Below are 24,207 nucleotides of genomic sequence, written 5' to 3'. Positions count from 1 at the left end.
GTGTGACCGGACCCCGCCACTGCGCCAAGTCACCGATACTAAGGATGCTCCCATGAAAACCCAGATCATTGCCTCCGCCTTCGCTTTCGCCAGCACCACCGCCTCGGCGCAGGACCTTGCCCGGACCCTTCCTGCCGCCGCCGATGCGGTGGCTCCGGCCCTCGCCGGCTATGCCACCGAAGACCTCTTCGGCTCGGTCTGGACCGATGAGAGCCTCTCGATGCGCGACCGCGCGCTCGTCACCTTCGCGGCGCTGGTCACACGCCACGAGGCGGACACGCTCGGCCCTCACACCGAACTGGCACTCGACGCGGGCGTGACCCCGGCGGAACTGTCGGAAACCATCACCCATCTCGCGTTCTACACCGGCTGGGGCAACGCCACCGCAGCCGCCGAGGCCATGGCCCCGGTCTATGACGCGCGCGGCGTGACCGCCGAAGACCTGCCCGCTCTCGCCCCCGATCTCCTGCCGCTGGACGAAGAGGCCGAAGCCGCGCGGGAAGAGACGGTTCAGTCCAATTTCGCCAATGTCAGCCTCGGCGTCGTCGACACCACGCGCGAGCTGCTGTTCAACGACCTCTGGCTGCGCCCGGCCCTTGCGTCCCGCGACCGCAGCATGGTCACCGTCGCCGCGCTGATCACCGCCGGCCAAGCCGAGCAGATGACCTTTCACCTGAACCGCGCGATGGACAACGGGCTTACGCAGGGCGAGGCAGGCGCGATGCTCTCGCATCTTGCCTTCTATGCGGGCTGGCCCAAGGTGTTCTCGGCGATGCCCGTGGCGCGGCAGGTGTTCGAGAGCCGCGCAGACTGAAATCCTGCGGCGCGGCCACGGCCCCGCCGCCTCACCAACGGAGACATTCCATGAAGATCATCCGAGCTGGCAGCACGCCCTCCGCCCCCGGTCCCGAGAACTACTTTACCGGAACCGTGCGGATCGACCCCATGTTTCAAGCCGACGCGCCGGGCCGCACCAGCGGTGCCCATGTCACCTTCGAGCCCGCGGCCCGAACCGCATGGCACACCCATCCGGCGGGACAGACCATCATCATCACCTTTGGCCGCGGCCGGGTGCAGCGCGAAGGCGGACCCATCGAAGAAGTCACAGCGGGCGACGTGGTCTTCTTCGCCGCCGAAGAGAAACACTGGCACGGCGCATCGCCCGATACTGCCATGTCGCACATCGCCATCCAGGAAAGCATCGACGGCACGCCGGTGACCTGGCTGGAGAAGGTCTCCGATGCGGACTACACCGGCTGAAGGCAACCGCGCTGCCGCATATTGTGGTGGCAGCGCGGCGATGGCTGCAAGGCCGAGTTCCGGCGCTCCGGAGCGTGGACGTGAGCGACGGTTTCCTTTGAGACGCCATCGACGAACGTCCATAAGCTCCGAGCGTGAGTTCGCCCATGCCTCGGCTTTGCAACCACGGCGAACGGCCGGTCTGGTGAGGCTGCACCACAGCAAAGGCGTCTTTGATGAGTGGCAGGAGTGGGCCGGGTGCGACGGCCGCCGCTGCCTGCCAGGCGCACGATCCGCCGCGGCGCCGCATGTCGGCTCCGAGCCCATTGCGGAAGAGCCAAATTTGCGCTGCACGCACACGCAGCGAAATGTTTGCTTCGGCACAGCGGACCTTGCTGCCGTTCGCCGCGGGGCAGCGAACGGCCATTGCCTGATAGCTCCGCAGTCACTCCACCTCGACAACCACGCTCTCGATCCCACCGGTAAAGACGAAGGGCGGCTTGTAGGCTGCAGTCACGGGTTGCCCGCTGTCCTCGCCGATGCCGAAGGTGTCGATGCCGAAGCGACCCGCGACGGTGGACTCCATCGAGCCCGTCGCGACCTCGGTGCCATTGACCGACAGGGTGATTTCGGCGCCCTTGCCGGCCTCACCTTCGGCGCCCTGGTAGGCGAAGTCGAGGGTGATCTCGGCCTCACCGGCAGCCAACGGCTCGCTGCCCTGCACCACGGTGTGCTCCTCGAAGAGGTTGTAGTCGAAAATCGGCACGCCTCCGTCGAGGTAGAGCACCATGCCCGCCGCGACACCGCCGAAGCCCATGATCACGCCCTCGGTTTCGGCCCCCTCCGTCTCGACCTTGGCGGTCAGCGTCCAGGAGCGGTTCTTCATCGGCGGTGCGGCAGGCTCGGCGATGCGGATCGCGCCCTCGTAATAGGTGAAGGTCGTGTTGCCCTCGATTGCGCCCGGCACCGGCGGCTTGGCGATGGCGAGACGGCCCGCGCCCCGGTCATCTAGCGGCAGCACGCCGTATTTCTCGAAGGCCTCATCCAGCATCGCCTTCAGCTCTTCCAGCTTCTCGGGGTTCTCGGCGGCGAGGTCGTTGGCCTCCGAGAAATCCTCGTCGAGGTTGTAGAGTTCCCACTTGTCCTGGTCCCAGTTGCCTGGCGCGAAGTCCTGCCGCCAGGGGAAGGTGTGCTGCGCATTGGCCTTCCAGCCGTCCGCATACATCGAGCGGTTTGAGAAGACCTCGAAATACTGCTGCGTGCGGCCCTTGAACTCAGGGTCGGTGAAGCTGTCGAGGAAGCTCTCGCCCTCGAGCGGCTTCTGCTCGATACCGTTGACGCTGTCGGGCATGGGGATATGTGCCGCCTCGAGGATGGTCGGCACCACGTCGACGAGGTGCAGGAAGGCGGTGCGCGGCGCGTCGTCATGCTGGATCCTGGCGGGCCAGCTGATCACCATCGGGTTGCGGGTGCCCCCGAGGTGCGAGGCGACCTGCTTGACCCACTGGAACGGCGTATTGCCCGCCCAGGCCCAGCCAACAGGGTAGTGCGGTTCGGATTCCGGCCCGCCCAGCTTCTCCAGTTTTTCCTTGATGTCGTCGATATCCGAGGGGATACCATTGAGGTTCATGATCTCGTTGAGCGTACCATCAGGCCCGCCCTCGGAGGAGGCGCCATTGTCGCCGACGATGTAGACCACCATCGTGTTCTCCGCGTCAGGCAGTTCCTTCACCGCGTCGAGCAACCGGCCAACCTCTTGATCGGTGAAGGCGAAGTAGCCGGCGAAATTCTCGAAGAGCGCGTTGTAGACCTCTTTCTGATCGTCGTTGAGCGTGTCCCAGGCGGGGACCCAGTCGGGGCGCGGGGTGAGCTCGGTGCCCTCGGGGAGAAGCCCCATCTCCTGTTGCCGGGCGAAGACCTGGTTGCGGTATTCCTCCCAACCCATATCGAAGGCGCCGTCGAACTGCTGGCGCCACTCGGCGGTGACATGGTGCGGCGCGTGCATGGCGCCAGGCGCGAAATACATGAAGAAGGGTTTATTCGGCGCGACCGACTTGGCGAACTTCATTCGAGCGATCGCCTTGTCGGTCATGTCGGTCATGAAGTGGTAACCCTCTTCGGGCGTCGTCTCCGGTTCGACCGGGACGGTGTTCTCGAAGAGCACCGGGTAGTACTGGTGCGTCTCCCCGGAGTTGAAGCCGTAGAAGTAGTCGAAGCCCATGCCGGTGGGCCAGCGGTCGAACGGGCCGGTGACGGTCTGCTCCCAGTCGGGGGTGTTGTGGTTCTTGCCGAACCACCAAGTGGCGTAGCCGTTGTCCTTGAGGATCTCGGCGATGGTCGCCGTCTCCTTCGGCAGCATGGTCGAGTAGCTCGGGAAGCCCGTGGCCCATTCCATCAGGAAGCCGTTGCCCGAGCTGTGGTGGTTGCGCCCGGTGAGCAGCGCGGCGCGCGAGGGTCCGCAGATGGCGGTGGTGTGGAACCGGGTGAAGCGGAGCCCCTCCGCCGCGAGCTGGTCGAGCGCCGGGGTCGGGATCAGCCCACCGAAGGTCGACGTCTGGCCGAACCCCACGTCGTCGAGCAGGATGACGATGACGTTGGGCGCACCTTCGGGTGCAGCGATCGGCTCCTGCCAATCGGATTCGGACTCCTCGTAGGTTTCCCCAATGGTGCCCTCGAAGGGCGCGAGCGGCACCGGCAGTTTGCTGCGGTCGGGCCAATCCTGGGCGTGAGCCTGTGTCGCGAGGGCCGCTGCAGCCACTGCGATGAAAAATCGCTTCATATCAGTACCTTTGCCTTCAACGTCTGCGGGTGACGTTGGATTCTTGAAAAGGAGATCGATCAAAATTGAAGCGCGGTGGGCACCGCGTCACGCAATTGATTAGCACAGCGACCGCGGCTAACCTGCACAATATTGTGCATCATGTTGGGATTTTTCATGACGAAAGGCGATCCAGGAGCGATTTTCCACCGTCGCGGCTGGCTGTCCGCGCAGCCTGAGCCGTTCCGCAATGCATGGATGGAAGTCTCGGAGTTCCGTTCCGTCTCGCGTGGCGACCGGCTCTACTCGCTGGGTGACCCGCCGGGAGGGGTCTACGGCATCGCCGAAGGGTTCGCCGACGTCATGGCCGCCTCGGGTTACGAGCCACCGGTCCTCGGCCATATCGCGCGTCCCGGCTGGTGGGTCGGAGAGGCCGCCGCAGTTACCGGCTCTCCCCGTCGCGTCGAAATCCGGGCCCGCACAGACCTGCGTGTCTGCTATGTCTCGCTGCAGCGCTTGGAAGAGCTTGAAGAGGTTTTCCCAGTCATGTGGCGCCTGCTCGCCCAACTGACCGTGCTTCATCTCGACAATGCGCTCATGTACGCCGCCTCGCTGCTCAAGGGCGACGCCCGAACCAAACTTGCCAGCACGCTCGTGCGGCTCGCGGGGCCCGAGATGCTCTATGACGCCGACATTTCGATCCCCTGTTCACAGCAGGATCTCGGCGAGATGTCCGGCCTGTCGCGCAATAGCATCGGTCCTGCGTTCCGCGATCTCGAGCGCGATGGGCTGATCAGACGTGACGCCTATGGATCGGTTACATTCAACCCGACGAAGCTCGCGAGAATGATGGAGGCTGGCTTGAGCCGCGGTGGAAGATGAGCGCCCCAGCAACCGTTATTGCGTCAAGCACCACTATGCATCGGCGTTCTCTGCGGCCTTGCCTGAATGTCGCAAAAGGGCTCGGAGCGGGCTTGCGGCAGTGCAGCGAGCGGTACCCATGGCGGGCAGCAGCGGCCGTCGCTCTCGGCCCTAACCGGTCGTCGCGGGGCCGCTCCGCCGTCTCACCGAAGCGGCCATTCATGCAGGCTGCAGCATTTTGAACGGTCCGAGGTCGGCAGTGCGGACTTTCCTGACTTTCGCTGCGACTGCGCGGTGTGAGATTTGTGCAGTGGCCCCACGGCGATCCTGAGATCGGTGCCGTTAGGCAGCCTCGTAGCTGGAGAAGATTTCCGTCCTGCCATCTCCGAGGATCATGAACACGTCGTAGGCTTCCCGCTCATCCTCTGGCCCCATGCCTGGTGATCCGTAAGGCATCCCGGGCACGGCGAGACCGACGGCATCGGGGCGCTCGGATAGCAGCCGTCGAATGTCGGCCGTCGGCACGTGTCCTTCGATCATGTAGCCCTAGATTTCGCCGGTGTGGCAGGAGATCATGTTCTGGGGGATGCCGTTCTCGAGCTTGTGCCGGATCAGGAGGGTGCCGAAGCTGCGCTCGGTGGTGACCTTCAATCCGTTCTCTTTCAGGATCTCGATCAAGCGGTGCAGCAGCCACAGTTTAGATCTTTTAGAACTTGGATCGCGGGAGAGCTTTGAGACAGTCCGGCGGTCGGTGCCGTCGCGGCGAAGCAAGCGGCGGAGGCCATCACGGCGCGGCGGGTGAGGGTCATCAGGGTTTCTTTCAGGTCGTTGTGGCTGCGTGATCGGGGCGTGTCTCAGCGGTCAGACCGACGTGCCCCGCAGTTTCAGGTGTGCCGGTGGGCCGGAAGAACAGCAGCCGGAGCGCGTTCATCGTGACCAGCACCGTGGCGCCGGTATCCGCAAGGATCGCGATCCAGAGGCCGGTGATGCCGAGAACGGTAGTTACGAGGAAGACCGCCTTTAGCCCGAGGGCGATCGCGATGTTCTGGCGGATGTTCGACATGGCGGCCCGGGCGAGGCGGATCTTGGCCGGCACATCGGTCACGCGGTTGCGCAGGATCGCCGCGTCGGCGGTCTCGAGTGCGACATCGGTGCCCGAGCCCATGGCAACGCCGACATGCGCGGCGGCGAGCGCGGGCGCGTCGTTGATCCCGTCGCCGATCATCATCACCCGGGCCTCCTCCGTCAGGTCGCGGATCGCCGTCACCTTGTCCTCCGGCATCATTTCCGAACGATGTTCGATCCCGAGCCCCTCAGCGATGGCTTGGGCCGTGCGCGGGTTGTCCCCCGTCAGCATGACCGAAGAGATGCCGAGCCCGCGCAATTGCGCGATAGCGTTCGCCGCGTCGTCCCGCGGTTCGTCCTTGAGCGCGATGAGACCCTGAGGCACGTCATTGCAGAGCACGATGACCACCGTCTTGCCCTCGGCCTCCAGCGCCGCCACGCGGGTTCGCAGGTTGTCCGTGAGTGCGCCGCGCTCGTTCGCCAGCCGTGGGGAGCCCACGCTGATGGTCACGCCGTCGATGGAGGCTTCCGCCCCCTTGCCGGGAAGCGCGCGGCCGCCGGTGGCTGTCGCCGCGCCCACGCCTCGCCGCTCGGCCTCGGCGCAGATCGCCTGTCCGAGCGGGTGGCTCGCCCCGCTCTCGACCCCGGCGGCAAGCGCCATGAGGTCGTCGACGCTTCCATTCAACACAGAGACATCTGTCACGCGGGGCCTGCCATGTGTGAGCGTCCCGGTCTTGTCGAAGGCGACATGGGTCGTGCGGGCCGCCGCCTCGATCACCGCGCCGCCCTTCATGAGCAGACCGTTGCGCGCTCCCGTAGACAGGGCCGAGGTGATTGAGGCTGGCACCGAGATCACCAGCGCACAGGGGCAGCCGATCAGCAGCAGTGCAAGCGCCCGGTAGACCCATTCGCCCCAAGCCAGCCCGAAGGCCAGCGGCGGAACGATAGCGACAAGAACAGCGACCCCGACTACAGCGGGCATGTAGAGCCGGCTGAACCGGTCGATGAAGCGCTCGGTCGGCGCGCGGGCGCTCTCGGCCTCTTCCACGAGGCGGACAATGCGGGCGATGGTGTTGTCCTCGGCCGACCTCAGCACCCGCACGCGCAGCAGAGCTTCAGTGTTGATCGATCCGGCGAAGACCTTCGCGCCCGGCTCCTTGAGGCTCGGGACGCTCTCGCCGGTCACCGGGCTCTCATCCACACCCGACGTGCCATCGATCACCTCGCCGTCGCAGGGAACGCGGTCGCCCGGACGGACCTGCACGACCTGGCCCAACTGGAGCCTCTCGGCCGCGATCTCCCGTGTCTTGCCGCCCACTTCGAGCCGTGCCGTCTTCGGCACGAGTCTCGAGAGTGCGCGAATGCCGTCGCGCGCCTTGCCCGCAGAGACGCCTTCCAGGAGTTCGCCCACGGCAAAGAGGAAAACGACGAGCGCCGCCTCTTCCGGCTCACCGATGATCAGCGCGCCACCGGCGGCGATGGTCATCAGCATCTCGATGGTGAAGGGCATGCCAGCCCGCGTCATGGCGAAGGCGCGCTGCGCCACGGGCACGATCCCGACCAGTGTCGCCAGGACGAACGCCCAATGCGCGATCTCAGTCGGCAGGACGAGCCGTGACGCCCAGGCTGCCGCGAGCAGGGCACCGGTCCCGAGCACGAGGCGACCCTTTGATGTCTTCAACCAGGAGATCGGCGCGTCACTGGCGGGCCCAGAGGGCTCCTCCGGCTCGCTGTCGATTTCCGCGGCCTCCGCCGCATCCGGAAAGGCTCCCTCCGGCAGGACAAAACCGCCCTTGGGCTTCTCTGGCCGCGCGCCCTTTGGCGCGATCCCGAAGCCGACGCCGCGCACGGCCTTCTCGATGTGCTCTGGCGGAGTCTGTGTCTCATCGAGCGACAGTCGCAACCGCTCGGCCATCAGGGCGACATCGACACCTTCGACGCCAGGTAGTCGCTCAACCGCTCCGCGCACCTTTGCGGCGCATGACCCGCAATCCATGCCTGTGACGCGCCATTCGCGTTGTCCTGCGCTCCCGTCTGCCATGATGCTTCTCCGTCGTGATTCTTCGATCGGAACTCGATATAGGACCTACAGCAACTGTAGGTTCAAGCCGCGCGAAGAGGTTTTACGTATCTTTGGCCTCGGGGACGCGACGCTAACGACGGAAGGAGACGATTATGTTGTCCATTGGGACGCTGGCAAGGAGGACCGGCACCAACGTGCAGACGATCCGCTATTACGAACAGATAGGTTTGATGCCCGAGCCCGGGCGGAGCGAAGGCGGCCAGCGTCGCTACGGGACACTGGAACTCGACCGGCTCGCCTTTATCCGGCACTCTCGACAACTCGGCTTCTCATTGGAGGCGATACGAGAGCTTCTGGACCTATCTGACAGCCCAGAAAGGTCCTGTGCGCAGGTCGATGCGGTCGCTCAGAAACAGCTCCGCGAGGTGGAGGCGCGCATCTCTCGGCTTGAGGCGCTCCGGATGGAATTGCAACGAATGATCAGCGAGTGCAGGTCCGACCGAGTTGCCAACTGCCGCATTCTTGAGGTGTTACGCGACCACGAAGAGTGCCTCTCCGATCACGACCGGCCCGGTTCCTGATGCCGACCGCGTTGATCTATCCGTTCGCTGCGCTGGCCGAGATTGCCGGCTGCTTTGCGATCTGGGCATGGTGGCGGGGCGCGTCGATCTTCTGGCTGCTGCCAGGGATTGCGAGCCTTGTGCTGTTCGGGTGGCTTCTGGCACAGGTAGAGGCAGGTTTCGCCGGTCGAGCCTATGCCGCCTATGGCGGCGTCTATATCGCCGCGTCGCTTTTCTGGATGTGGAGCGCAGAGGGGCAGCGGCCTGACGTATGGGACATCGCCGGTGCCTGCCTGTGCCTGATCGGCGCCGCAGTGATCCTTCTCGCACCACGCGCAGGTTGATAAGGGCTCGCTACCGACCTTCGCCGCGCAAATCCTAAACGGCAGCTCTGCGCCGAAGCTCTCTTCGTCTCCTTCCAAGACCACGCCTTCGGGCGCGAACTCTTGCGCAGCATTTGCGTAAATCGCGCTGGCGGCTTCTCTGCCGCTGGTGGTACGTCCATCGCATGAGACCATATTACCTTTCACCCGCCGGAGAGCTGCTGACCCAGGATGGGGCGCCATGCGCGGATTTGGGTCTCGTCCACATCGACGCGGAGGAGATCGAGGTCCAGCACCTCGCCCCGCATATCGAACGCTGGACCCTGCCCGAGGGTGAAAGCATCGGCCTGCTGATTAGTTACAGCTGCCACTGCTGGACTACCAATCTCGACATGGCCCACCCGGGCGGTCTGTTGCGCATCATGGACGGCACCCGCCCGCGTGTCCTCGATATGGCGCGGCTTGAGGCCTCCCATAACCTTCCCGACCTGATGCGCACCCTCGATCAGCATCGCCTGTACGTCACGGCCAGCGAACGCAACTATGCTGTTTACAACATGTCCTTCATCGCCGAGGACGGGCTGTGTTACACTGCCTTCTTCAAGGTCCGCCGCAAGAAGGGCCGCTACAATGGGGCGCGGCATCACTTGGAGCTTTTCGTCGAAAGCGCTTACCACACGGTGCAACCGCAAAAGGGTACCAAGACCAAGCTGGCGGCTGTTTTGTCCGAGGGCCTGAAGGGGCGCATGGTGAAGTACAGGCGTTAGAAACACCGAAGGGGCCCGCGAGGACCCCTTGGCTAACTCGACATCCTCTTGATTATCCACCCTTCCGGTTGGACCACCTGACGGTGGCGGGGAAGCTCTTTCAGTCGATCATGAACTTCTATGCCCAAGTATATAGGGCGTAGCGGCGCTATTGTCCACTGTTACCCGTTGCTATCAGTTGTTGTCTGCAACTGACGGGTCGCAGGTGTCCTCTCCGCGCGATAGGCGGCAAGGCAGGTCACGTTTTCGGAACCGGGCGTCATGCGTATAGAGCTAGAGAAAGTGTGGCCCGTCGGTAATTCTTTGTCACGCGGATCGGAGGCCTAGGCAACTCCCGGCCGCCCCCGGTCGCGTGCAGTTGCCCGCGACCGGGGGCACCCAGGATTGGGCCCTAGGAACGCCCCGGCGTTGCCGGCGCGCTCCCCGAGCCTTGCCCCCTGATCTCCCTGCCGGCCGAGTGCGATGCGTCCGGTCTCTACGAGCCCGGACGCGTCGCGCCGGCATGGTCGATGCAGCGGGCAAGTCTCGTCCCTTCGGGTGACGGTCTTCCCTCGCGATGCTCGGCCTGTTGCGGGGTCAGATAGTCAGCGGCGTGTCGGAAATTTTCATTCGGATGAAAGAGAAGGTGAGCCGCGCGGGGCGCGCGTCTCGCATGATCTCGAAAGTCAGGGCGGGGGATCGACGCGCTGCGCCCGCTCACCCCCGCCCTGGCATCATCCAATAGGTTGTCCGCCAACAGACCTGCCCCGGAAAGTCAAAAGACAAGCGCCGCGTGATGCGCGTCGTCTCCGCCGGGGACCGTGTCCTCGGCCTTCGGCCTGCGGGCCGCACCATCCCCGTCTGCGATCCTTTGACTTTCCGGCTCAGGCCCGTGGGCCGGGCTTCGCCCACCCCACTCTGTTCCGCCGAAAACATGGTTTTCGCCAAATCAGAGTGGCGAGGCCGAGCCCATCGGCGGGACGCAGGCACCAAGCCCGACCGCCTCACCAGACAGGAGGCCACAAATGGCAAAGTCCGATTTCGACATCTACCAGCACGTCACCGATCAGATCATCGAGGCGATGGAGGCCGGCACCGCGCCGTGGCGGCAACCGTGGTCCGGCGGTGGTCAGACCGGTCAGTTCCCCCTGCGGTCCAGCGGCGAGCCTTACCGCGGCATAAACGTGCTGATGCTTTGGCTGGCGGCGCAGTCGAACGGGTTTACCTCGGCGCATTGGTTCACGTTCCGGCAGGCCAAGGACCTGGGCGCGCATGTGCGCAAGGGCTCGAAATCTTCCACGGTGGTCAAATACGGCACCATCGCGCGGGAGAACGATGCGGGCGATGAGGTGACCATTCCCTATGCCCGGGCCTATCGGGTCTTCAATGCTGACCAAATCGAGGGTCTGCCCGACCACTACTACGGCGCGCCCGAGGTGCAGGAGGATCTTGGCACGCAAGCCCTGCCGGAGGTCGATGCGTTCTTTGCCGCGATCGGCGCAAAGATCACCTATGGTGGCGACCGGGCCTGCTACATTCCCTCGGAAGACCGTATCCAGATGCCGCCGGTTTCGGCATTCATTTCTCCCGAGGCGCACGCGGCAACCCTCTGCCATGAAGGAATCCACTGGTCAGGTCATCGCTCGCGGCTCGACCGTTTCAAGCTCGGATCGACCAAGGCCGACTATGCGCGGGAGGAGCTTGTGGCGGAGATCGGCAGCTGCTTCCTCGGGGCGAAAATCGGCATCGAGCCGACCATCGAGGAGGCGGCCTCTTACCTCGAGGACTGGCTCAAGGCGCTGAAAGAGGACAAGCGCGCGATCTTCAGGGCAGCAAGCGCTGCGCAAAAGGCGGCGGATTTTCTGATCGCGGCGGCGAAGGCCGGTGGAAGCCAAGCTGTCGCAGCGTAAGCGAAATCAAGCCGATAGAGAGAGGGGCCCGCTTGCGCGGGCCCCTTTGCGTTTGCGCTCTCCTTAAGCGTGTGCATTGAGTGGCGCCGTCACGCGACCGGGTCCCAAATTTTGCCGCGCCGAGACGATCGTCTCGCCGCGGCCCCCAAGGCCCCCGGTCAGCCGCCCGGCATGTCGGGCGCCGCGCTCATGACGGGCCGGAGGGAGGACGGTTTTCCAATCGTTCCTTTGCAAACCTGCCGCATGCCGATCCTCGCCGGACGTCTGATCTTGGGCGCACCTGCCCGGAGCGCTGCGCCAGATTTTCCCGCGACGCACCCTTGCGCCGCGGCTCCATTTAGAACGATACGAAAGGAGCAGGCGGTGCAGACGATCGTCATCGCAAACAACAAGGGCGGGGTGGGCAAAACAACCACCGCGTCGCAACTCGCCTATTATCTCATACGAGCCGGCCATTCGGTGATCGCGGTCGATCTCGATGGGCAGCGTAATCTCACCAGCGCGCTACAGGATGCGCGAATTATCGGCAACGCGCTGGAGATGGTCGAGAGCCGCAAGTCCCCAGAGTTCACCGTGGCACCGGGCGAACTGGTGCTGATCGAGGGAGACCGCGATGTGCCGGTCAACTCGGACGATGAAGGGCTGCGCTCAGCGGTCGAGGTCCTGGGCGGATTGGGCGGTGCGGACTTCTGCATCATCGACACGCCGCCCGCCTTCACCGGGCTGGTTTATGGCGCCCTTATCTCGGCGGACTTCATGCTGGCACCGATCGAGCTCAAGCGGTTTTCGCTCGATGGCGTCGAGGCGGTGCTGCGCGCCTATGTGCAGGTGCAGCAGATCAACATGGAAATCGGGTTCCTCGGTCTTCTGCCATCGCGGTTCGACGCGGTGAAGAAGACTGAGCGCGAGACACTGCGCCAGGTGATCGAGGCCTACTCAAACCTCATCATCCCGCACGCGATCCGCAATCGCACCGGCTACGAGGAAGCCGAGGCGCAGGGCATCCCGGTGTTCGAGGTGCCGACGCGGAGCGGCAAGGAAGCTGCGTCCGAGTTCGGCGCATTTTTTGAATGGTTCATGCAGGCGATCAAGAAGAAGGAAGACTGACCATGGCCCCCAAGAAGTTCAACAGCACGACGGAGACCCTGGACCGTCTCGCCGCCAGCGGACAGCTGAGCGCCTTGATGCGCAAGAACGCGCCTTTGCCTCCGGCGCAGCGGGAGATGCCGCTCGAGGACATCGTGCCCGACCCGGAGCAGCCGCGGCGCCATTTCGATGAGGAGCAGCTCGCATCCCTGTCTGCGAGTATCAAGGCGCAGGGCGTTCTGCAGGCGATTACGGTGCAGCCGTCGGATGAGGACGGCAAGCATCGGATCATTATGGGCGAGCGCCGGTTCCAGGCCGCGCAGCGCGCAGGGCTCAAGACCATCCCGGTGGTCATCCGAGAGATGACCGCAGAATTGCGTATGGCGCAGCTGACGGAGAATGTGCAGCGGGCGGACTTGACGACACTGGAGGTCGCCGAGGCGGTGGCCGCCATGCGCGCGGCAGGGCAGTCGCGCAGCGCGATTGCGGAGGCGCTCGGCTGGAGCGAGGCGGCAATTTCGCGTTTTGCGGCACTCGCGCAGATGCCCGAGGAGTTGCGGGTGGCAGCTGCGCAGAACGTGACGATCCGAACGCTGTCCGATCTGCATGCGCTTTGGAAGGATGACGCGGAAGCGGTTCGCGCCTATCTCGCCGAGACAGACCCGACGGAGATTTCGCGGGCATCGGTCGCGGCGCTGAAATCCAGCATCGCGTCTGGCTCCTTAGGAACCGCCGCTCAGAGGCCGTCCCAGCCCACCATCGAACCAGAAGAGGTGCCACATGAGGCGGTTGAGGCGCAGGGTCTCGCAATGGGGGTGCACCCGCTCTTGAGCGAGGTGGGCGAAACAGATCACCCAAGCGGGCCGCCGGAGCTGTCGGACCAAACTCTCCACCAACCCTCTCTTCCCGGGACGGCCCAACCCTCAGCACAGGCACCGAAGGCGGCGGAAGGCGGGTCCGTCTCCGTCACGCTTGTTGCACGACACGGGGACCGGCTCGGGGAGGTGCTGCTCGAGCGGGCGGCGTCTTCGCCCACGTCGGTCTTGGTGAGCTTTCGAGAGGACGAAATGGTCGAAGAGATCGCGCTGTCGGAGTTGGGGCTCGTTGAGGTGCGCCGGTCATAGGCGGCGCGTGAAACGACGATGAACACAGCGCGAGGAGAGTTGAACTGCGCCGGCGCGAAGCGGCGGATCGGCCCCCACGTTTGATGGTCTGCCGCCTGTTGGCGGCAGTGGCCGAAAGGCCGATGGTTTGCACCACAAGCGGTCACCATTTGCGGGCCGATAAGCTGAGGTTCATTTTGAACGCGTCGCTCTGGGCGGCGCGTTTCCTTTTTGGGGAGACCGGACCGGCTTGCTGGAAATCAGGCAGGGTGCTCATTCCGAGGGGGGCGCCCGAAACGGTCCTCGCAATGGACCCTGCGGGCCCATTCTCGGGCAGGTTCGGCTGGCGCAAGGGCTTGGGGTCCGCGCGCGGAAATGTGGCCACTGGCCACATTTTGGGGTTGGGTAGGGACTAATGCAGGATAGCGCTTGCGCTGGCAATGTATTACAAAATGACTAATGCCCGAGAAATCTGCCCTCATCCAAACCCGCGTCACGCCCGACATCCGCGCCAGGCTCGAAGCCGTCGCGGAGGAGGCCGGGTTGACCCTGTCCGGTTTGCTGCGCGTGCTCGTGGAGAATGTCGTGGAGGGGGAGGCGACCCCGACGGCGGAGCGCGTGCCGTCTCGCGCCCGGCGAGAGGGCAAGGTGACGGTACGCCTCGACAAGGACGTTCGGGATGCCCTGGACGAGGAAGCACGCGAGCGCCGCGTCTCGGTTGCGACCTGGGCGGCGTCGATGATCCGGGCGCGCTACCGGGGCGGCCCGCAGCCGCTACCAAATGACCGTCCGGCGTTTCAGCGTGCCTTTCGTCAGCTCAGCGGGGTGGCGGTGAACGTCAACCAGATCGCCCATGCACTAAACCGGGGCGTGCTGACCGGGGCAGGGGCGGCGCTCACGGCCGAAGAGGTTCGGGCTTTGACAGCGGAAGTGGCGAGCCTGCGCAAAGAGCTGAGGGCGGTCGCGGCGGGGCGGTACCAGGTCCAGGTTCTGGGAGATAGAGATGAGTGAGTTCAAACCCGAGCTCGGGTTCGAGGACTGCTGGAGCCAGCCCCGGAGCGCACGGACCCAGAAGAGCCCGGGTGGTGCTCAGGTCGGAAAGGCATCGGGCAGGACAGCGCCCGGTGATAAGAGCGGGGCTGAGGTGGCGCGAGGGCGCCGTGGAGCGGCCGATCAGGCGCAGGCGATTTCCGGGTCGGACAAGGCTCGGCTGGCCCGCGTCGTAAAGGGCGCTCCCGAGGTGATGGTGAAAGTCTCGAAACCCGCCAGGGTCGACAAGCATGGCAATCCGATCAAGGTCTCGCGCGGGACCGAGGCGCTGCGGGTGTCCGAGCATCTCGCCTACATCAGCCGGAACGGCAAGATCGAGATCGAGAATGATCGCGGCGAGAGCTTCAACGGCTCTCGCGAAGTGGCATCGGTGTTTCGCGAGTGGCTCGAGAAGCACGATGACGCGCGGGCCGTCGGGTACGCGTCGGACCGAACCCGGATCACCACCAGCGTCATGTTCTCCATGCCGGGCAGCGTCAACGCAGAGGCCGTGAAGGACGCGGTGCGAGCGCTGGCCGAGCAGGAATTCCAGGGTCGGCATGACTATGTGATGGCGCTGCACTCCGACACGCATCATCCGCATGTCCACCTGACCTTGCGCACCGTCGGCGAGGACGGGGTGAAGCTGAGGTTTGGAAAGCCTGACCTGCAGCACTTGCGCGATACCTTTGCCGAGAAGCTGCGGCAGCGCGGGATAGAGGCGGAGTCGACGCCGCGCCATGCGCGCGGCGCGACGCGCCGGGGCGAGGCAACCCCGGTTTATAAAATTCGCCAGCGTGGTGGGAAACCTCTCGTCGATGCGCGCAAGACCCGGGAGGTGAAGCGCGATCTCGAGGACAATGATGGACGCCTGCCGCAAAAGCCTTGGGATGACGCGCTGGTGGCCCGGCGGAGCCGGGTGATGACGACCTACGGAAATGCGGTGCGCATCCTCGCGCAGTCGCAGGATCCCGAAGATCGCCAGTTGGCCGAAGCGACACGTAAATTCTCTGCAAGGCTCACCGATGTCACGACGCAGCGCGGGAAGATGGCGTTGACCCTCGACATCGAGGGCAGGGGGAGGGGCGTCGGTGGGCGCAAGGGTGGCGCGGAACTTGGGTCTCGCGAGCGAGATCAGGATCGCGGGGCCGAGGGCAAGGATCACCAGAATGATCGTGGTCCTGAGCGGTAGGGGTCGTTCTGTCGAGGTGGGCCACGCTGGGCGATAGGGGCGGCGACCGTCGAAGCGCCCCAGTGGCGGGTCGAGCGCGACCCGGTCGCAAGAGGAATGGGGCCCCTCCCGGGCATTGGGTGTAAAGATCGCCTTAGAATATGCCCCGGGTCGCGCTCAGCGTTATGTTGCGAGGGTTTTGCGGACTTGTCGATGCCCACGACTGAGCTTTGCGACGAGCTGGGCGGCACCTGTGAAGTTGCTCGCCTTGAGGTGGCTGTTCAAGGAAGACTTGGCTCGAAGCCTTGTGTCCTGGGATTCAGATAGGGCAGGTGCTTTGGGACGGCGATGTCGTGGATTTCCCGATGCCCGAGCTGACGCATCAGCGCGGAGCCGCCGCAAAAGCTCCATGGTTCGAGCGGTAACGCAGCGATGATCTCCATCGGTACCTAGAAGAGTTCGTCCCGGCGGCTCGGAGATGGCGTGTTTGCGCGGCGAGTGCGATAGGGAAGGGTACCTTGGCAGCGAGGTGCTGTGCCACAGCTTTCACGGCGCTGGTATCGAGGTGCATTTCCTCGACGAAAGCGTGCTGCGCCTCCGCTTCCACCTCCGTGAAAAATGAGAAGGTGGGTCCATAAGCCTTGTTCATTGCATCAAGGCTGGAGATGCACAGGGCAAGTTCCCACGCAGACACGCCCGCGCTGTAAGGCGCGTTAACCAATGCCAGGACTTTCGACGTAACGGCCGACATCTCGCAGCGCTCCTGTTCTCGTTCCCAAAAATAGGCCTGGATCAACCATCACGCAATATCGCCTTCGGGCGGAGAGTGCGGGCGGACGCGACAACTCTCGAAGAACTTGAGCAAATTCGAGGTCGCTGAAGGTGGCCATCGAGGTGAAGGATTGAGGTGGGGTGCCAGCCCGGGTCGCGCCTCTTCCCGGAGCTCTGGAAGAGGCAGAGATAGGGCTGGAAGCCCATGACTGGATCACGAGGGTGACGCGGGCCAAATCGGTAGTACCCGTCGTCACCTTGTTGTGGCCGCGATAGGGCTCAGCCTCCCGTCAGCACGCTACCGTCGGAGAGCCGGAGATTGATCGCCAGAGGTTGCAACCATATCGTTGGGCTCGCCGAGCATCCTATCAACTGTGACAGTGGCTTAGCGTGGATCAGGCTGCTCCCTTATAGGGCTCCCACACGGCAGGTTCCCCAGCATGGCGTGGAATGGATATCGGCGAGACCCCAAGATCCATGGCGAACGAAAGAAGACCCGTCAGGGTTCGGATGGTTCTTGGCTTGACGTCTCTGCCATGCACGACCAGGAGTTGGTGCTGCTGCCCTCCATTTTCAGCTAGCACGTAGAACTTCCAGACCGCCTGGTACTGGTTGCTCACGCGCGTAGGCTCCTCCACGCATTCGACCTCAATTTTCCCTCCGGCATCGAGGGTCGGCTTCAGCTCTGCAATCGGGATCACCGGGGAAAACTCTCTCATACTTTTGCCTTTCACTTCAGGGCCTTTGATGTGCCGAGTGGCTTGGCGGAGGCTTGCATAATTGGGATTCGCGTTAAACATGTTGTCGATTTAAATGACACAACTCAGCGGTGAACTGCCGATGGACCAGAAATTGTGCATCGCTTGGACTGTCATTTATGGATGGCCTTCGAGCCGAGGCCTCTCGGCGTGCTCAGCGAAGGCAGAACTTGAACGATTTTGCCTCTAGCATGCGCTGGTCGGGATTTCGTGAAGTCTCAAGAACAGCAACGTGGTGGCACCGAACCCCGCTTGCGACAGCGCTTTTCGGGATATATTCAACGTCAGACCGGCAAGCTGCCCGTCACGCAGCTACCGTTGCGCGGGACAGTATTGAAAACACAAAGGACCAAGCAGGGATCTAGGCAGACTTGGTTGCCGATCTGTCCTGTAAGTACCTAACCAGAGCTATGCGCACCTATCTCGAGAAACGCCGCCCTGGGGTTGGGATCCTCTTCTGCCGGATGGAAATCCTGCCGAACCTCTTTGGCGAGTGGAGCCTTCATCAGGAGTGGGGTCTCGTCGGCTTGAGTTGCCAGAGCCGCATGGAATGGTTCGCTGATTGGGAGCAGGCGATCGCCGCGCTAGGCTCTGGACCCATTGATTTCAGCTGCGTGAGATGATTCACCGCGCCAAAACTGAGCGGTGACATGTCTGATCTCTTTTGGCTGAGCGATGTGCAGATGGCGCGCCTCGCGCCCTACTTCCCGAAGTCCCACGGCAAGCCTCGCGTCGATGATCGCCGCGTGTTGAGCGGGATTATCTTTATCAACCGCAATGGGTTACGCTGGCGGGATGCGCCCAAAGAGTATGGTCCCCACAAGACACTCTACAACCGCTGGAAGCGGTGGAGTGATAAGGGCATCTTCGCACAGATGATGGCCGGGCTGGCCGCCGAACACGGTGAGAAGAAGACCGTGATGATCGACGCAACCTACCTCAAGGCACATCGCACCGCGTCCAGCCTGGGCGTGAAAAAAGGGGGCGTGGCCGACTGATTGGCCGCACCAAGGGCGGCATGAACACCAAGCTGCATGCCATCTGCGACAGCAAAGGCCGGCCGCTCAACTTCTTCGTGTCTGCCGGGCAGGTGAGCGATTACATCGGGGCGCGGGCCCTGTTGAGCGGTCTGCCAGATGTAGACTGGCTGCTCGGGGACCGGGGCTATGACGCCGATTGGTACCGGGAAGCCCTGCAAGACAAGGGTATACGCGCCTGCATACCTGGCCGAAAACAGCGCAAGGCGACTGTCAGATACGACAAGCGGCGCTACAAACGGCGCAACCGGATCGAGATCATGTTCGGCAGGCTCAAGGACTGGCGGCGTGTCGCAACCAGATACGACAGATGCCCCACGACATTCTTCTCTGTCATCGCTCTCGCAGCAGTCGTCATCTACTGGCTCTGAAACTCAATGAGTTCAGAGCCTAACCACCCTCGAGGTGGCAAAGCGCCAGCGCGGCTACTGGGTTGAACCCCAGCAGCTGGCCATGTTCGCCTGACGCTCCGCCCGATGTTTCCGACAACGGGCGGGCGGATGTCGGAAACGCGCGATCTCTGCTCCGCTCAAGCCGCCCCACGCCGGACCGTCCTGAGCGCGACCGCGCCGGTCGTGACGAGCATACACGCTGCAACGGCCGCGAGAGCCAAATTCAGCGGGAGAAGGGTCAGAAGTGCACTGGTCACAATGACGCCGCCCGCATTCGCCGTACGCAAGAGGGCAAAAAGCTCGGCGCGGCGGTGAGCCGGCGCGAGCGCATCGAGCACCAAGGCGTAATGCGTGCCCAGAGGGGCGAGCATCAGGCCAGCAAGAACCGCTCCAAGTATTGTCGGCACCAGGGCGCCCGAAAGGGCTGTCATTCCGATGCCGAGAGAAAACAGCGCCAGCTGCATAACGACAGCGCGGGGCGAAGAGACACGATTGCGGATGCTGATCCAGATGCCGCCCAGCACCGAGGCCACGCAGAGCGGCACAGTGAACAGGATGGCCATCGTCGGATCAAAGCCGAACTGCAGCGCGAGCGCGACCGCGCCGATCTCGATGGCGGCGATGGTCGCGCCGCCGGCCGCCGCGCAGGTGAGCCAGAGGAGGATTTCCGGGGTGACCAGGCTGCCGGTCGTATGGGTTTCAGGTGCAGCAGGCATGCTCGCATCGCCCGAGATCACCAGCGCGGGCAGCCCACCCAGAACCGCCATCGCGGCAACAGCCAGGGCCGGGGAGACGGCCCCGAGACCGGAGGCCAGCACCGGGCCCAATACGAAGGTGACTTCGTTCAGCGTCGCCGCAATCCCCAACGCTCGCGGCATCCGGGACGCCGATGTCAGAGTATTGAGCAGGGCGCGCAGATAGCCATAGGTCGCTCCGTTGACCAGCCCGGCCAAGGCGGAAAGCGCGATGAGGGCGGCGAAGGGCGCCTCGGCATAGAGGCCGAGGACGATCCCGGCCAGAGCTGCGGTGCGCAAGAGAACCAGCATGCGCAGGAAGACTGCGATGGGTTTGCCCCGGCCCAGCCGGGTGATCGGGATCGCCCCGACGACCTGCGCTAGCGTCATGGCGAGTACCATCGCGGCCCCGAGGCGCGCGTCGCCTAGGATGGACAAGGCTACGAGAGAGAATGCGACGGGCGCAGTAGCTTGCGGCACCGTCAACGCGGCGGAGGCCGTGAACCAGCGCAGCATCGGTGTCGAGTGCAAAGCCTGTGTCGGCTGCGCCGGGACATCTGTAGAGAGGTTGGTGTCGGTCATTGTGATCTCGGCACGGCAATTGGACCGAAAGGCCCTTTTGCAGGAGCAGCGATGCCAGTTGCAAAGGTGGCAGCGGTTTGTACAGCGAGCGCCGACACTCGGCTCCCGCAGCGCGGCTGGCAGGTGGCATTGCCGTCCGACAGATTGGCCGCGTCACTGTGGGATTTCAGATTTGGTTTGAGCGGCACTTTCAGCCCTCCTGCAAGGGCCGGGCCGTTCCCGGACATTCATTCCCATGACGGGTGAGGACGTTACCTCATGTCCCGCACCCTATCGGTCGCCGGATATCTGTCAACCGGGGGCAGCGCGGTGCCCCGAGCGAGCGCGCCGGGCGGTGCAATGACGGAGAGCCTCTCGCCCCGGTTGCCGGCATCGGGCAGCCATGCTTGGGCTGATGCCCGAGGGTGAGCGCGGCGTGGTCGCAAGAGGTTCTCGGGCAACGGGTGCAAGGATCGCCCAGAGATCATATGCCGAGCCGCGCTCTTTGCCATGTTGCGCGGGTTTCGCGGTCATGTCGATGCCGACGATGGTGCGCGCCAACCTTCCGAGACGCGTCGAGTAGCCTGCGCAGGCCAGCCCGAAAATTAGCTTTCTTGCCTGCGCAGTCAGGGAAAGGCAGATTCAAGCGAGGGAGAGATCCGCCGCCATTTGGCGGCCATCGCGGCCCTCCCGCAGGTCATAGGAGACTTTCTGGTTGTCATTGAGGCCGGTCAGTCCGGAACGCTCGACCGCGCTGATGTGGACGAAGACATCCTTGCCCCCGTCATCGGGGGCGATAAAGCCGTAACCTTTTTCAGAATTGAACCATTTGACAGTACCGGTGGGCATCGCAGTCTCTCCTGAGGGGCGGAATTGTCGGTGAGTGCAGGCGGGATCGCGCGCCGGGCGACCTCAGGGCGTGCGCTCTGCGAGGAAAGCCCTTGGGCCGTGACATCGGCGACACAGCGCTGAGCCCATGTTTTATTGTCGTTCGGGTGAGTGAGGCGGTTTTGCCAGGTTTCAGTGCTCATCTCCACGCGGGTGGACAAAATGGACGTATTGGACTATATCTCTGGGCAACTAGGAGGCTGCGATGTCAATGCACAAGAGAGATGTCGTCACGGTTGACCAGGAAGCTCTGGCTCAAGCTTTCATGCAGGACGATGGCTCAGTCGACCAAGAGACGCTGAGCCGGGTTGCGGATGTCATGACCGCCGCCGCGAAAGCTGTGCTCGCGGCGCAGGGCATCGATCTTCGGGTCGCGCGAGCCCGCAAAGCGCAAGTTCGACTGAAGGCGCCGCGCTCGAAACGTGGGTCCGACGAAGCTGGGGCGGTCACTCTCGCTGGCCAAGGGCTGTCGGCCATAGTTTCTTCGAAGGACGGCATTGCTTTGCTTCAGGAGCGCACTGTCAAACTGCCGCTCGAAGCCTGGGCGGGCGAGGTGATGGGGCCCTCCAAGGCGGCGGAAGCCTTGGGGGTCCGGCGCTCTACGCTCGACAACTGGCGAACAAAGGGGGAGATCATCGCGATCCCAAAGGGCAAGGCTGCCCACGTCATTCCCATGGCTCAGTTTGTTGAGGGGAGGCCGATCGCGGGGATTGGCCGTGTCCTCAATATCGCACATGGTTCAGCAAGCCTGGCTTGGAGTTGGCTGACAACGCCGCATCTGGACTTCAATGACGAGCCGCCCATCGCCGCTTTGTCAAAGGGGGAAGAAACTGCGGTCGTCGCGGCAGCGGAGCGGAGCATCGGCTAAATGCACTTCGATTCTGCCGTTGTCGCAGATCTGACGGTCTCCATCAGACTAACACGTTGGCTCAGGATTATGCCGGCAGCGCATATGAAAACGCCTTTAGGACGGGGTTTCGGCGCGTCGCGCTGGTCTTCCAGAACTCGGGCCTTCAAGGTCATCTACGTGGGGCAGCAGATTGAAACATCGCTTGCCGAGACGATCATTCGCGACCGGTTCGAAGCAATTCCCGTTGCGGACCGGATCTTAAACCTCTCCGAGGTGTTGAATTGGGCAATCGCGGAAGTTCACAGCAAGAAGGCATTGAACCTTCTTGATTTGACGAGCGTCGGCCCGCTGCGCATGGGCCTCGATACAGATGCAGTCGGGGCCAAGGCTCATCTGACCGGGCAGGAGTTTTCAGATGCGCTTCACGCGGAATTTCCAGAGCTAGACGGCATCATGTACCTTTCGCGTCTTACCCGTGGACGTTGCATAGCGGTCTACGACCGGAGCATTGACCAGTGCTTGATGGCTGACCCGGCGATCGGGCTCGAGTGCGTCCGGTCACTCCGTGATGTGCTAGAGGGGCTGAGTGTGACTTTGAACGATGACCTTACATAGCGCGTCAAAGTGGCAGTGCTGACGGGCGCTGGCCGACTACGGTAAGTCAATCACCATGCTTCGCGCTCTTGCCAATCAAGGGCTTGGGCTGATGCCAGCGCCTACGAACATTGGCGCGGAAGGTGTTCCGGATGTCCTTGTTGATCAGCGCGAGGTCGAACCACTCTGGATCGAAATGCCCCCCGGCCCAACGCAGGTTGCTCTCGTGATCCTCGTGCTCAGCGTCTTGCAGGGTTTCGAGAAACTCAGCGTAAGACCAAGGACCACCGACGTCATCTGGTGGTCCTGCCCGCGCACCTTCGAGGCATTCCGCATGGCGGGGCAGGGGATCGAGGGCCAAGATATCCTCGAGGACGACGCGGTGCCGCCAGTTGTCGCCAAAGTCATAGACATAGGTGAAGGCAATGTCGCGATCGATGAAATTCGCCATGCGCACGGTTCGGTAGTTGAAAGTCGCTGCGGTGCCGAAACCAACGTCGAGGAGCTCCGGATCGCCGTAGCGGAGTCCGCCGATGTGGAATTCATGCAGATGGCTGTCGGTCCAGCTGAACGCAGCTTGAAGAACGAGATGCAGGCGGTCGCGAGTGTCCAGGCTGACGGAAGGACCAGCCGCCTCCAGATTGGCGGATCGATGTCCTCTAGCGTGACAAGCAGGCGAACCGCATTTCGTTCCTGAACCATGCTTTCGGGGCTCCGAGCTCAGATGGCAAAATCCTCAAGCTTTTTTCCGGCGGCAATCTCTTCCGCAAGCCAGGCCGGCTTCCGACCACGTCCGCTCCATGTGACCTCGGGATTCTCCGGATGGCGATACTTCGGGATCGAGGCCGGGCGTTTGGGCGCGGCACGGAACTCGGCAAGGTCAGAGAGAGAATAGCCAAGCTCTTTGGCAATTGCGTCGACCTTTTCGAAAGCGGCGGCCTTTTGGCGCGCTTCAAAACTGGCGATAGCCGTCGCCACCTGCTTTTCGAGTTTCTGCAGGTCTTCAAGAGAAAGGGCATCAAGGTCGAATTTGGACATTTCTCGCTCCAGATTTTCCTGAATGTGTATTGCAGCAAGATGCGCCTGACAATTGACATGGAGAACATGAGCGGGGTTTCCGCGGCATTTGCAATGATTACTTGGATTTAATCCGGGTTGGATTTAGCGGCACGGCGTACCCGGTGTTCCCTGCCACGCCTAGTCGCAGCGTTCAGACCTTATAGTCGCCATCGCCAGAGTTCATAGCCTTCCAAGGTGGCAACCGGTCGCTCGGTCTAAACTACTCGCCGACGCAAGCGTGATCCAGGGCAGTCATCCACGTGTAGGATCGAGCTGGAGAAATCGCGATGAACTGTCTCGCCGCACTCAGCTGATGGCGCAAGGAGCCGTGCGTCGTTCACGATGAGTGCGACATACCAAAAGGTGAAAAAAACCAATGCCGGACAGGTTCGGCTGGGTGTGTTGGTTCGGAATTGATGGGGCGGGAGCGCGGCGACCCCAAGGGAGGAGGAGAGGGGCCGCCGCTGAAATGCAGGGCTCAGGGAGGAGGAGAGAGCCCGGCAAATTCCGCCAGCACGTCGCCGTGCTGTAGCTCCTAGATAGAAATTGCCGCGGTGCAGCGCAAGCTTCCCCCACGCAAACCTGTCCTGCGCAAGATGCATGGGACGTTCGACGCCCAAGATGTGCGCACGACCGGAGCTTCGGCCGAGTGTCTGGAAGCTTGGGTTTCGGCCCCACTGAGGAGCAGA

The 24,207-nt window shown here is 63.3% G+C and carries 23 protein-coding genes and 1 pseudogene; 15 read left to right on the top strand and 9 right to left on the bottom strand.

Annotation, left to right across the window (positions count from 1 at the left end; translation table 11 throughout):
* Nucleotides 1–52: 52 nt before the first annotated feature.
* Both ACXAD2_RS07620 and ACXAD2_RS07615 read left to right on the top strand, forming a co-directional pair.
* Entirely contained in the window at nt 53–814 is a 762-nt protein-coding gene (locus tag ACXAD2_RS07620) for a carboxymuconolactone decarboxylase family protein (RefSeq protein WP_475168842.1), read from the top strand.
* A 50-nt stretch (nt 815–864) separates the two neighbouring features.
* The gene (locus ACXAD2_RS07615) at nt 865–1,260 is read left to right on the top strand and encodes a (R)-mandelonitrile lyase (RefSeq protein ID WP_475168841.1); all 396 of its coding nucleotides are present in this window, start codon (nt 865–867) and stop codon (nt 1,258–1,260) included.
* A 424-nt stretch (nt 1,261–1,684) separates the two neighbouring features.
* On the opposite strand, the gene ACXAD2_RS07610 is transcribed toward ACXAD2_RS07615, so the two are convergent.
* On the bottom strand, nt 1,685–4,018 hold the full coding sequence (locus ACXAD2_RS07610) for an arylsulfatase (protein ID WP_475168840.1): 2,334 nt from the start codon (nt 4,016–4,018) through the stop codon (nt 1,685–1,687).
* Between the two features lie 156 nt (nt 4,019–4,174).
* On the opposite strand from ACXAD2_RS07610, the gene ACXAD2_RS07605 reads away from it, so the two are divergent.
* Nucleotides 4,175–4,879, top strand: coding sequence for a Crp/Fnr family transcriptional regulator (locus ACXAD2_RS07605; protein ID WP_475168839.1), 705 nt, complete (start codon nt 4,175–4,177; stop codon nt 4,877–4,879).
* Nucleotides 4,880–5,200: 321 nt separating this feature from the next.
* Here the strand turns inward: ACXAD2_RS07605 and ACXAD2_RS07600 are convergent.
* Nucleotides 5,201–5,667 (bottom strand): annotated as a pseudogene (locus ACXAD2_RS07600) (DUF411 domain-containing protein).
* 11 nt (nt 5,668–5,678) lie between these two features.
* Nucleotides 5,679–7,964, bottom strand: a complete 2,286-nt coding sequence (locus ACXAD2_RS07595; RefSeq protein WP_475168838.1) for a heavy metal translocating P-type ATPase — start codon at nt 7,962–7,964, stop codon at nt 5,679–5,681.
* A gap of 134 nt (nt 7,965–8,098) precedes the next feature.
* On the opposite strand from ACXAD2_RS07595, the gene ACXAD2_RS07590 reads away from it, so the two are divergent.
* The 8 genes from ACXAD2_RS07590 to ACXAD2_RS07555 all read left to right on the top strand — a co-directional run bounded on the left by ACXAD2_RS07590 (nt 8,099) and on the right by ACXAD2_RS07555 (nt 15,895).
* Nucleotides 8,099–8,527, top strand: coding sequence for a MerR family transcriptional regulator (locus ACXAD2_RS07590; protein WP_386375959.1), 429 nt, complete (start codon nt 8,099–8,101; stop codon nt 8,525–8,527).
* Nucleotides 8,527–8,850 (top strand): YnfA family protein, encoded by a 324-nt coding sequence (locus ACXAD2_RS07585; RefSeq protein WP_475168836.1) that lies wholly within the window; start codon nt 8,527–8,529, stop codon nt 8,848–8,850. Before ACXAD2_RS07590 ends, ACXAD2_RS07585 begins: the two co-directional genes overlap by 1 nt.
* Before the next feature lie 164 nt (nt 8,851–9,014).
* A complete protein-coding gene (locus ACXAD2_RS07580; protein WP_475168834.1) occupies nt 9,015–9,596 on the top strand; it encodes a hypothetical protein in 582 nt (193 codons plus the stop codon).
* Between the two features lie 1,004 nt (nt 9,597–10,600).
* Nucleotides 10,601–11,485: an ArdC family protein gene (locus ACXAD2_RS07575; protein ID WP_475168832.1), complete on the top strand. Its 885-nt coding sequence runs from the start codon at nt 10,601–10,603 to the stop codon at nt 11,483–11,485.
* 171 nt (nt 11,486–11,656) lie between these two features.
* On the top strand, nt 11,657–12,592 hold the full coding sequence (locus ACXAD2_RS07570) for a ParA family protein (protein ID WP_475168830.1): 936 nt from the start codon (nt 11,657–11,659) through the stop codon (nt 12,590–12,592).
* A 2-nt stretch (nt 12,593–12,594) separates the two neighbouring features.
* Nucleotides 12,595–13,695, top strand: a complete 1,101-nt coding sequence (locus ACXAD2_RS07565; RefSeq protein WP_475168829.1) for a ParB/RepB/Spo0J family partition protein — start codon at nt 12,595–12,597, stop codon at nt 13,693–13,695.
* A gap of 438 nt (nt 13,696–14,133) precedes the next feature.
* Nucleotides 14,134–14,685 (top strand): plasmid mobilization relaxosome protein MobC, encoded by a 552-nt coding sequence (mobC, locus tag ACXAD2_RS07560; protein WP_475168826.1) that lies wholly within the window; start codon nt 14,134–14,136, stop codon nt 14,683–14,685.
* Nucleotides 14,678–15,895 (top strand): relaxase/mobilization nuclease domain-containing protein, encoded by a 1,218-nt coding sequence (locus ACXAD2_RS07555; RefSeq protein WP_475168823.1) that lies wholly within the window; start codon nt 14,678–14,680, stop codon nt 15,893–15,895. The genes mobC and ACXAD2_RS07555 overlap by 8 nt, the downstream gene beginning before the upstream one ends.
* A gap of 361 nt (nt 15,896–16,256) precedes the next feature.
* Here the strand turns inward: ACXAD2_RS07555 and ACXAD2_RS07550 are convergent, their stop codons facing one another.
* Complete coding sequence (locus ACXAD2_RS07550) at nt 16,257–16,625, bottom strand: hypothetical protein (protein WP_475168822.1); 369 nt, start codon at nt 16,623–16,625, stop codon at nt 16,257–16,259.
* A 415-nt stretch (nt 16,626–17,040) separates the two neighbouring features.
* Complete coding sequence (locus ACXAD2_RS07545) at nt 17,041–17,364, bottom strand: hypothetical protein (protein ID WP_475168819.1); 324 nt, start codon at nt 17,362–17,364, stop codon at nt 17,041–17,043.
* Nucleotides 17,365–17,813: 449 nt separating this feature from the next.
* On the opposite strand from ACXAD2_RS07545, the gene ACXAD2_RS07540 reads away from it, so the two are divergent.
* Nucleotides 17,814–18,026, top strand: a complete 213-nt coding sequence (locus ACXAD2_RS07540; RefSeq protein WP_475168817.1) for a WGR domain-containing protein — start codon at nt 17,814–17,816, stop codon at nt 18,024–18,026.
* 27 nt (nt 18,027–18,053) lie between these two features.
* Nucleotides 18,054–18,811 (top strand): IS5 family transposase gene (locus ACXAD2_RS07535; RefSeq protein WP_475168685.1). Its coding sequence is split into 2 segments (ribosomal slippage): nt 18,054–18,390 and nt 18,390–18,811, totalling 759 coding nucleotides; the frame shifts between segments, so codons are not numbered across the junction.
* Nucleotides 18,812–18,969: 158 nt separating this feature from the next.
* On the opposite strand, the gene ACXAD2_RS07530 is transcribed toward ACXAD2_RS07535, so the two are convergent.
* Both ACXAD2_RS07530 and ACXAD2_RS07525 read right to left on the bottom strand, forming a co-directional pair.
* Nucleotides 18,970–20,148: an MFS transporter gene (locus tag ACXAD2_RS07530; protein WP_475168816.1), complete on the bottom strand. Its 1,179-nt coding sequence runs from the start codon at nt 20,146–20,148 to the stop codon at nt 18,970–18,972.
* Nucleotides 20,149–20,769: 621 nt separating this feature from the next.
* Complete coding sequence (locus ACXAD2_RS07525; protein ID WP_475168813.1) at nt 20,770–20,976, bottom strand: cold-shock protein; 207 nt, start codon at nt 20,974–20,976, stop codon at nt 20,770–20,772.
* 244 nt (nt 20,977–21,220) lie between these two features.
* On the opposite strand from ACXAD2_RS07525, the gene ACXAD2_RS07520 reads away from it, so the two are divergent.
* Together ACXAD2_RS07520 and ACXAD2_RS07515 are read left to right on the top strand one after the other, a co-directional pair.
* Nucleotides 21,221–21,883: an antitoxin Xre/MbcA/ParS-like domain-containing protein gene (locus ACXAD2_RS07520; protein WP_475168812.1), complete on the top strand. Its 663-nt coding sequence runs from the start codon at nt 21,221–21,223 to the stop codon at nt 21,881–21,883.
* Entirely contained in the window at nt 21,884–22,480 is a 597-nt protein-coding gene (locus ACXAD2_RS07515; protein ID WP_475168810.1) for an RES family NAD+ phosphorylase, read from the top strand.
* A 46-nt stretch (nt 22,481–22,526) separates the two neighbouring features.
* Here ACXAD2_RS07515 and ACXAD2_RS07510 read toward each other — a convergent pair whose 3' ends face one another.
* Both ACXAD2_RS07510 and ACXAD2_RS07505 read right to left on the bottom strand, forming a co-directional pair.
* On the bottom strand, nt 22,527–23,009 hold the full coding sequence (locus ACXAD2_RS07510) for a plasmid pRiA4b ORF-3 family protein (RefSeq protein ID WP_475168871.1): 483 nt from the start codon (nt 23,007–23,009) through the stop codon (nt 22,527–22,529).
* 170 nt (nt 23,010–23,179) lie between these two features.
* Nucleotides 23,180–23,497, bottom strand: coding sequence for an H-NS histone family protein (locus ACXAD2_RS07505; protein ID WP_475168806.1), 318 nt, complete (start codon nt 23,495–23,497; stop codon nt 23,180–23,182).
* Between the last annotated feature and the right edge of the window lie 710 nt (nt 23,498–24,207).

It is taken from the genome of Salipiger sp. ABN3_019 (genome assembly GCF_056158605.1).
This window is presented reverse-complemented; position numbering and strand designations above follow the sequence as displayed.

Excerpts from the sequence above, each read along its gene's own strand:
- ACXAD2_RS07575 (WP_475168832.1), top strand. The coding sequence starts at position 10,601 with ATGGCAAAGTCCGATTTCGACATCTACCAGCACGTCACCGATCAGATC.
- ACXAD2_RS07580 (WP_475168834.1), top strand. The coding sequence starts at position 9,015 with ATGAGACCATATTACCTTTCACCCGCCGGAGAGCTGCTGACCCAGGAT.
- ACXAD2_RS07515 (WP_475168810.1), top strand. The coding sequence starts at position 21,884 with ATGCACTTCGATTCTGCCGTTGTCGCAGATCTGACGGTCTCCATCAGA.
- ACXAD2_RS07565 (WP_475168829.1), top strand. The coding sequence starts at position 12,595 with ATGGCCCCCAAGAAGTTCAACAGCACGACGGAGACCCTGGACCGTCTC.
- ACXAD2_RS07520 (WP_475168812.1), top strand. The coding sequence starts at position 21,221 with ATGTCAATGCACAAGAGAGATGTCGTCACGGTTGACCAGGAAGCTCTG.
- mobC (WP_475168826.1), top strand. The coding sequence starts at position 14,134 with ATGCCCGAGAAATCTGCCCTCATCCAAACCCGCGTCACGCCCGACATC.
- ACXAD2_RS07595 (WP_475168838.1), bottom strand. The coding sequence starts at position 7,964 with ATGGCAGACGGGAGCGCAGGACAACGCGAATGGCGCGTCACAGGCATG.
- ACXAD2_RS07505 (WP_475168806.1), bottom strand. The coding sequence starts at position 23,497 with ATGTCCAAATTCGACCTTGATGCCCTTTCTCTTGAAGACCTGCAGAAA.
- ACXAD2_RS07610 (WP_475168840.1), bottom strand. The coding sequence starts at position 4,018 with ATGAAGCGATTTTTCATCGCAGTGGCTGCAGCGGCCCTCGCGACACAG.
- ACXAD2_RS07545 (WP_475168819.1), bottom strand. The coding sequence starts at position 17,364 with ATGAGAGAGTTTTCCCCGGTGATCCCGATTGCAGAGCTGAAGCCGACC.
- ACXAD2_RS07590 (WP_386375959.1), top strand. The coding sequence starts at position 8,099 with ATGTTGTCCATTGGGACGCTGGCAAGGAGGACCGGCACCAACGTGCAG.
- ACXAD2_RS07540 (WP_475168817.1), top strand. The coding sequence starts at position 17,814 with ATGCGCACCTATCTCGAGAAACGCCGCCCTGGGGTTGGGATCCTCTTC.
- ACXAD2_RS07525 (WP_475168813.1), bottom strand. The coding sequence starts at position 20,976 with ATGCCCACCGGTACTGTCAAATGGTTCAATTCTGAAAAAGGTTACGGC.
- ACXAD2_RS07605 (WP_475168839.1), top strand. The coding sequence starts at position 4,175 with ATGACGAAAGGCGATCCAGGAGCGATTTTCCACCGTCGCGGCTGGCTG.
- ACXAD2_RS07530 (WP_475168816.1), bottom strand. The coding sequence starts at position 20,148 with ATGACCGACACCAACCTCTCTACAGATGTCCCGGCGCAGCCGACACAG.
- ACXAD2_RS07620 (WP_475168842.1), top strand. The coding sequence starts at position 53 with ATGAAAACCCAGATCATTGCCTCCGCCTTCGCTTTCGCCAGCACCACC.
- ACXAD2_RS07585 (WP_475168836.1), top strand. The coding sequence starts at position 8,527 with ATGCCGACCGCGTTGATCTATCCGTTCGCTGCGCTGGCCGAGATTGCC.
- ACXAD2_RS07555 (WP_475168823.1), top strand. The coding sequence starts at position 14,678 with ATGAGTGAGTTCAAACCCGAGCTCGGGTTCGAGGACTGCTGGAGCCAG.
- ACXAD2_RS07615 (WP_475168841.1), top strand. The coding sequence starts at position 865 with ATGAAGATCATCCGAGCTGGCAGCACGCCCTCCGCCCCCGGTCCCGAG.
- ACXAD2_RS07550 (WP_475168822.1), bottom strand. The coding sequence starts at position 16,625 with ATGTCGGCCGTTACGTCGAAAGTCCTGGCATTGGTTAACGCGCCTTAC.
- ACXAD2_RS07570 (WP_475168830.1), top strand. The coding sequence starts at position 11,657 with ATGTCGGGCGCCGCGCTCATGACGGGCCGGAGGGAGGACGGTTTTCCA.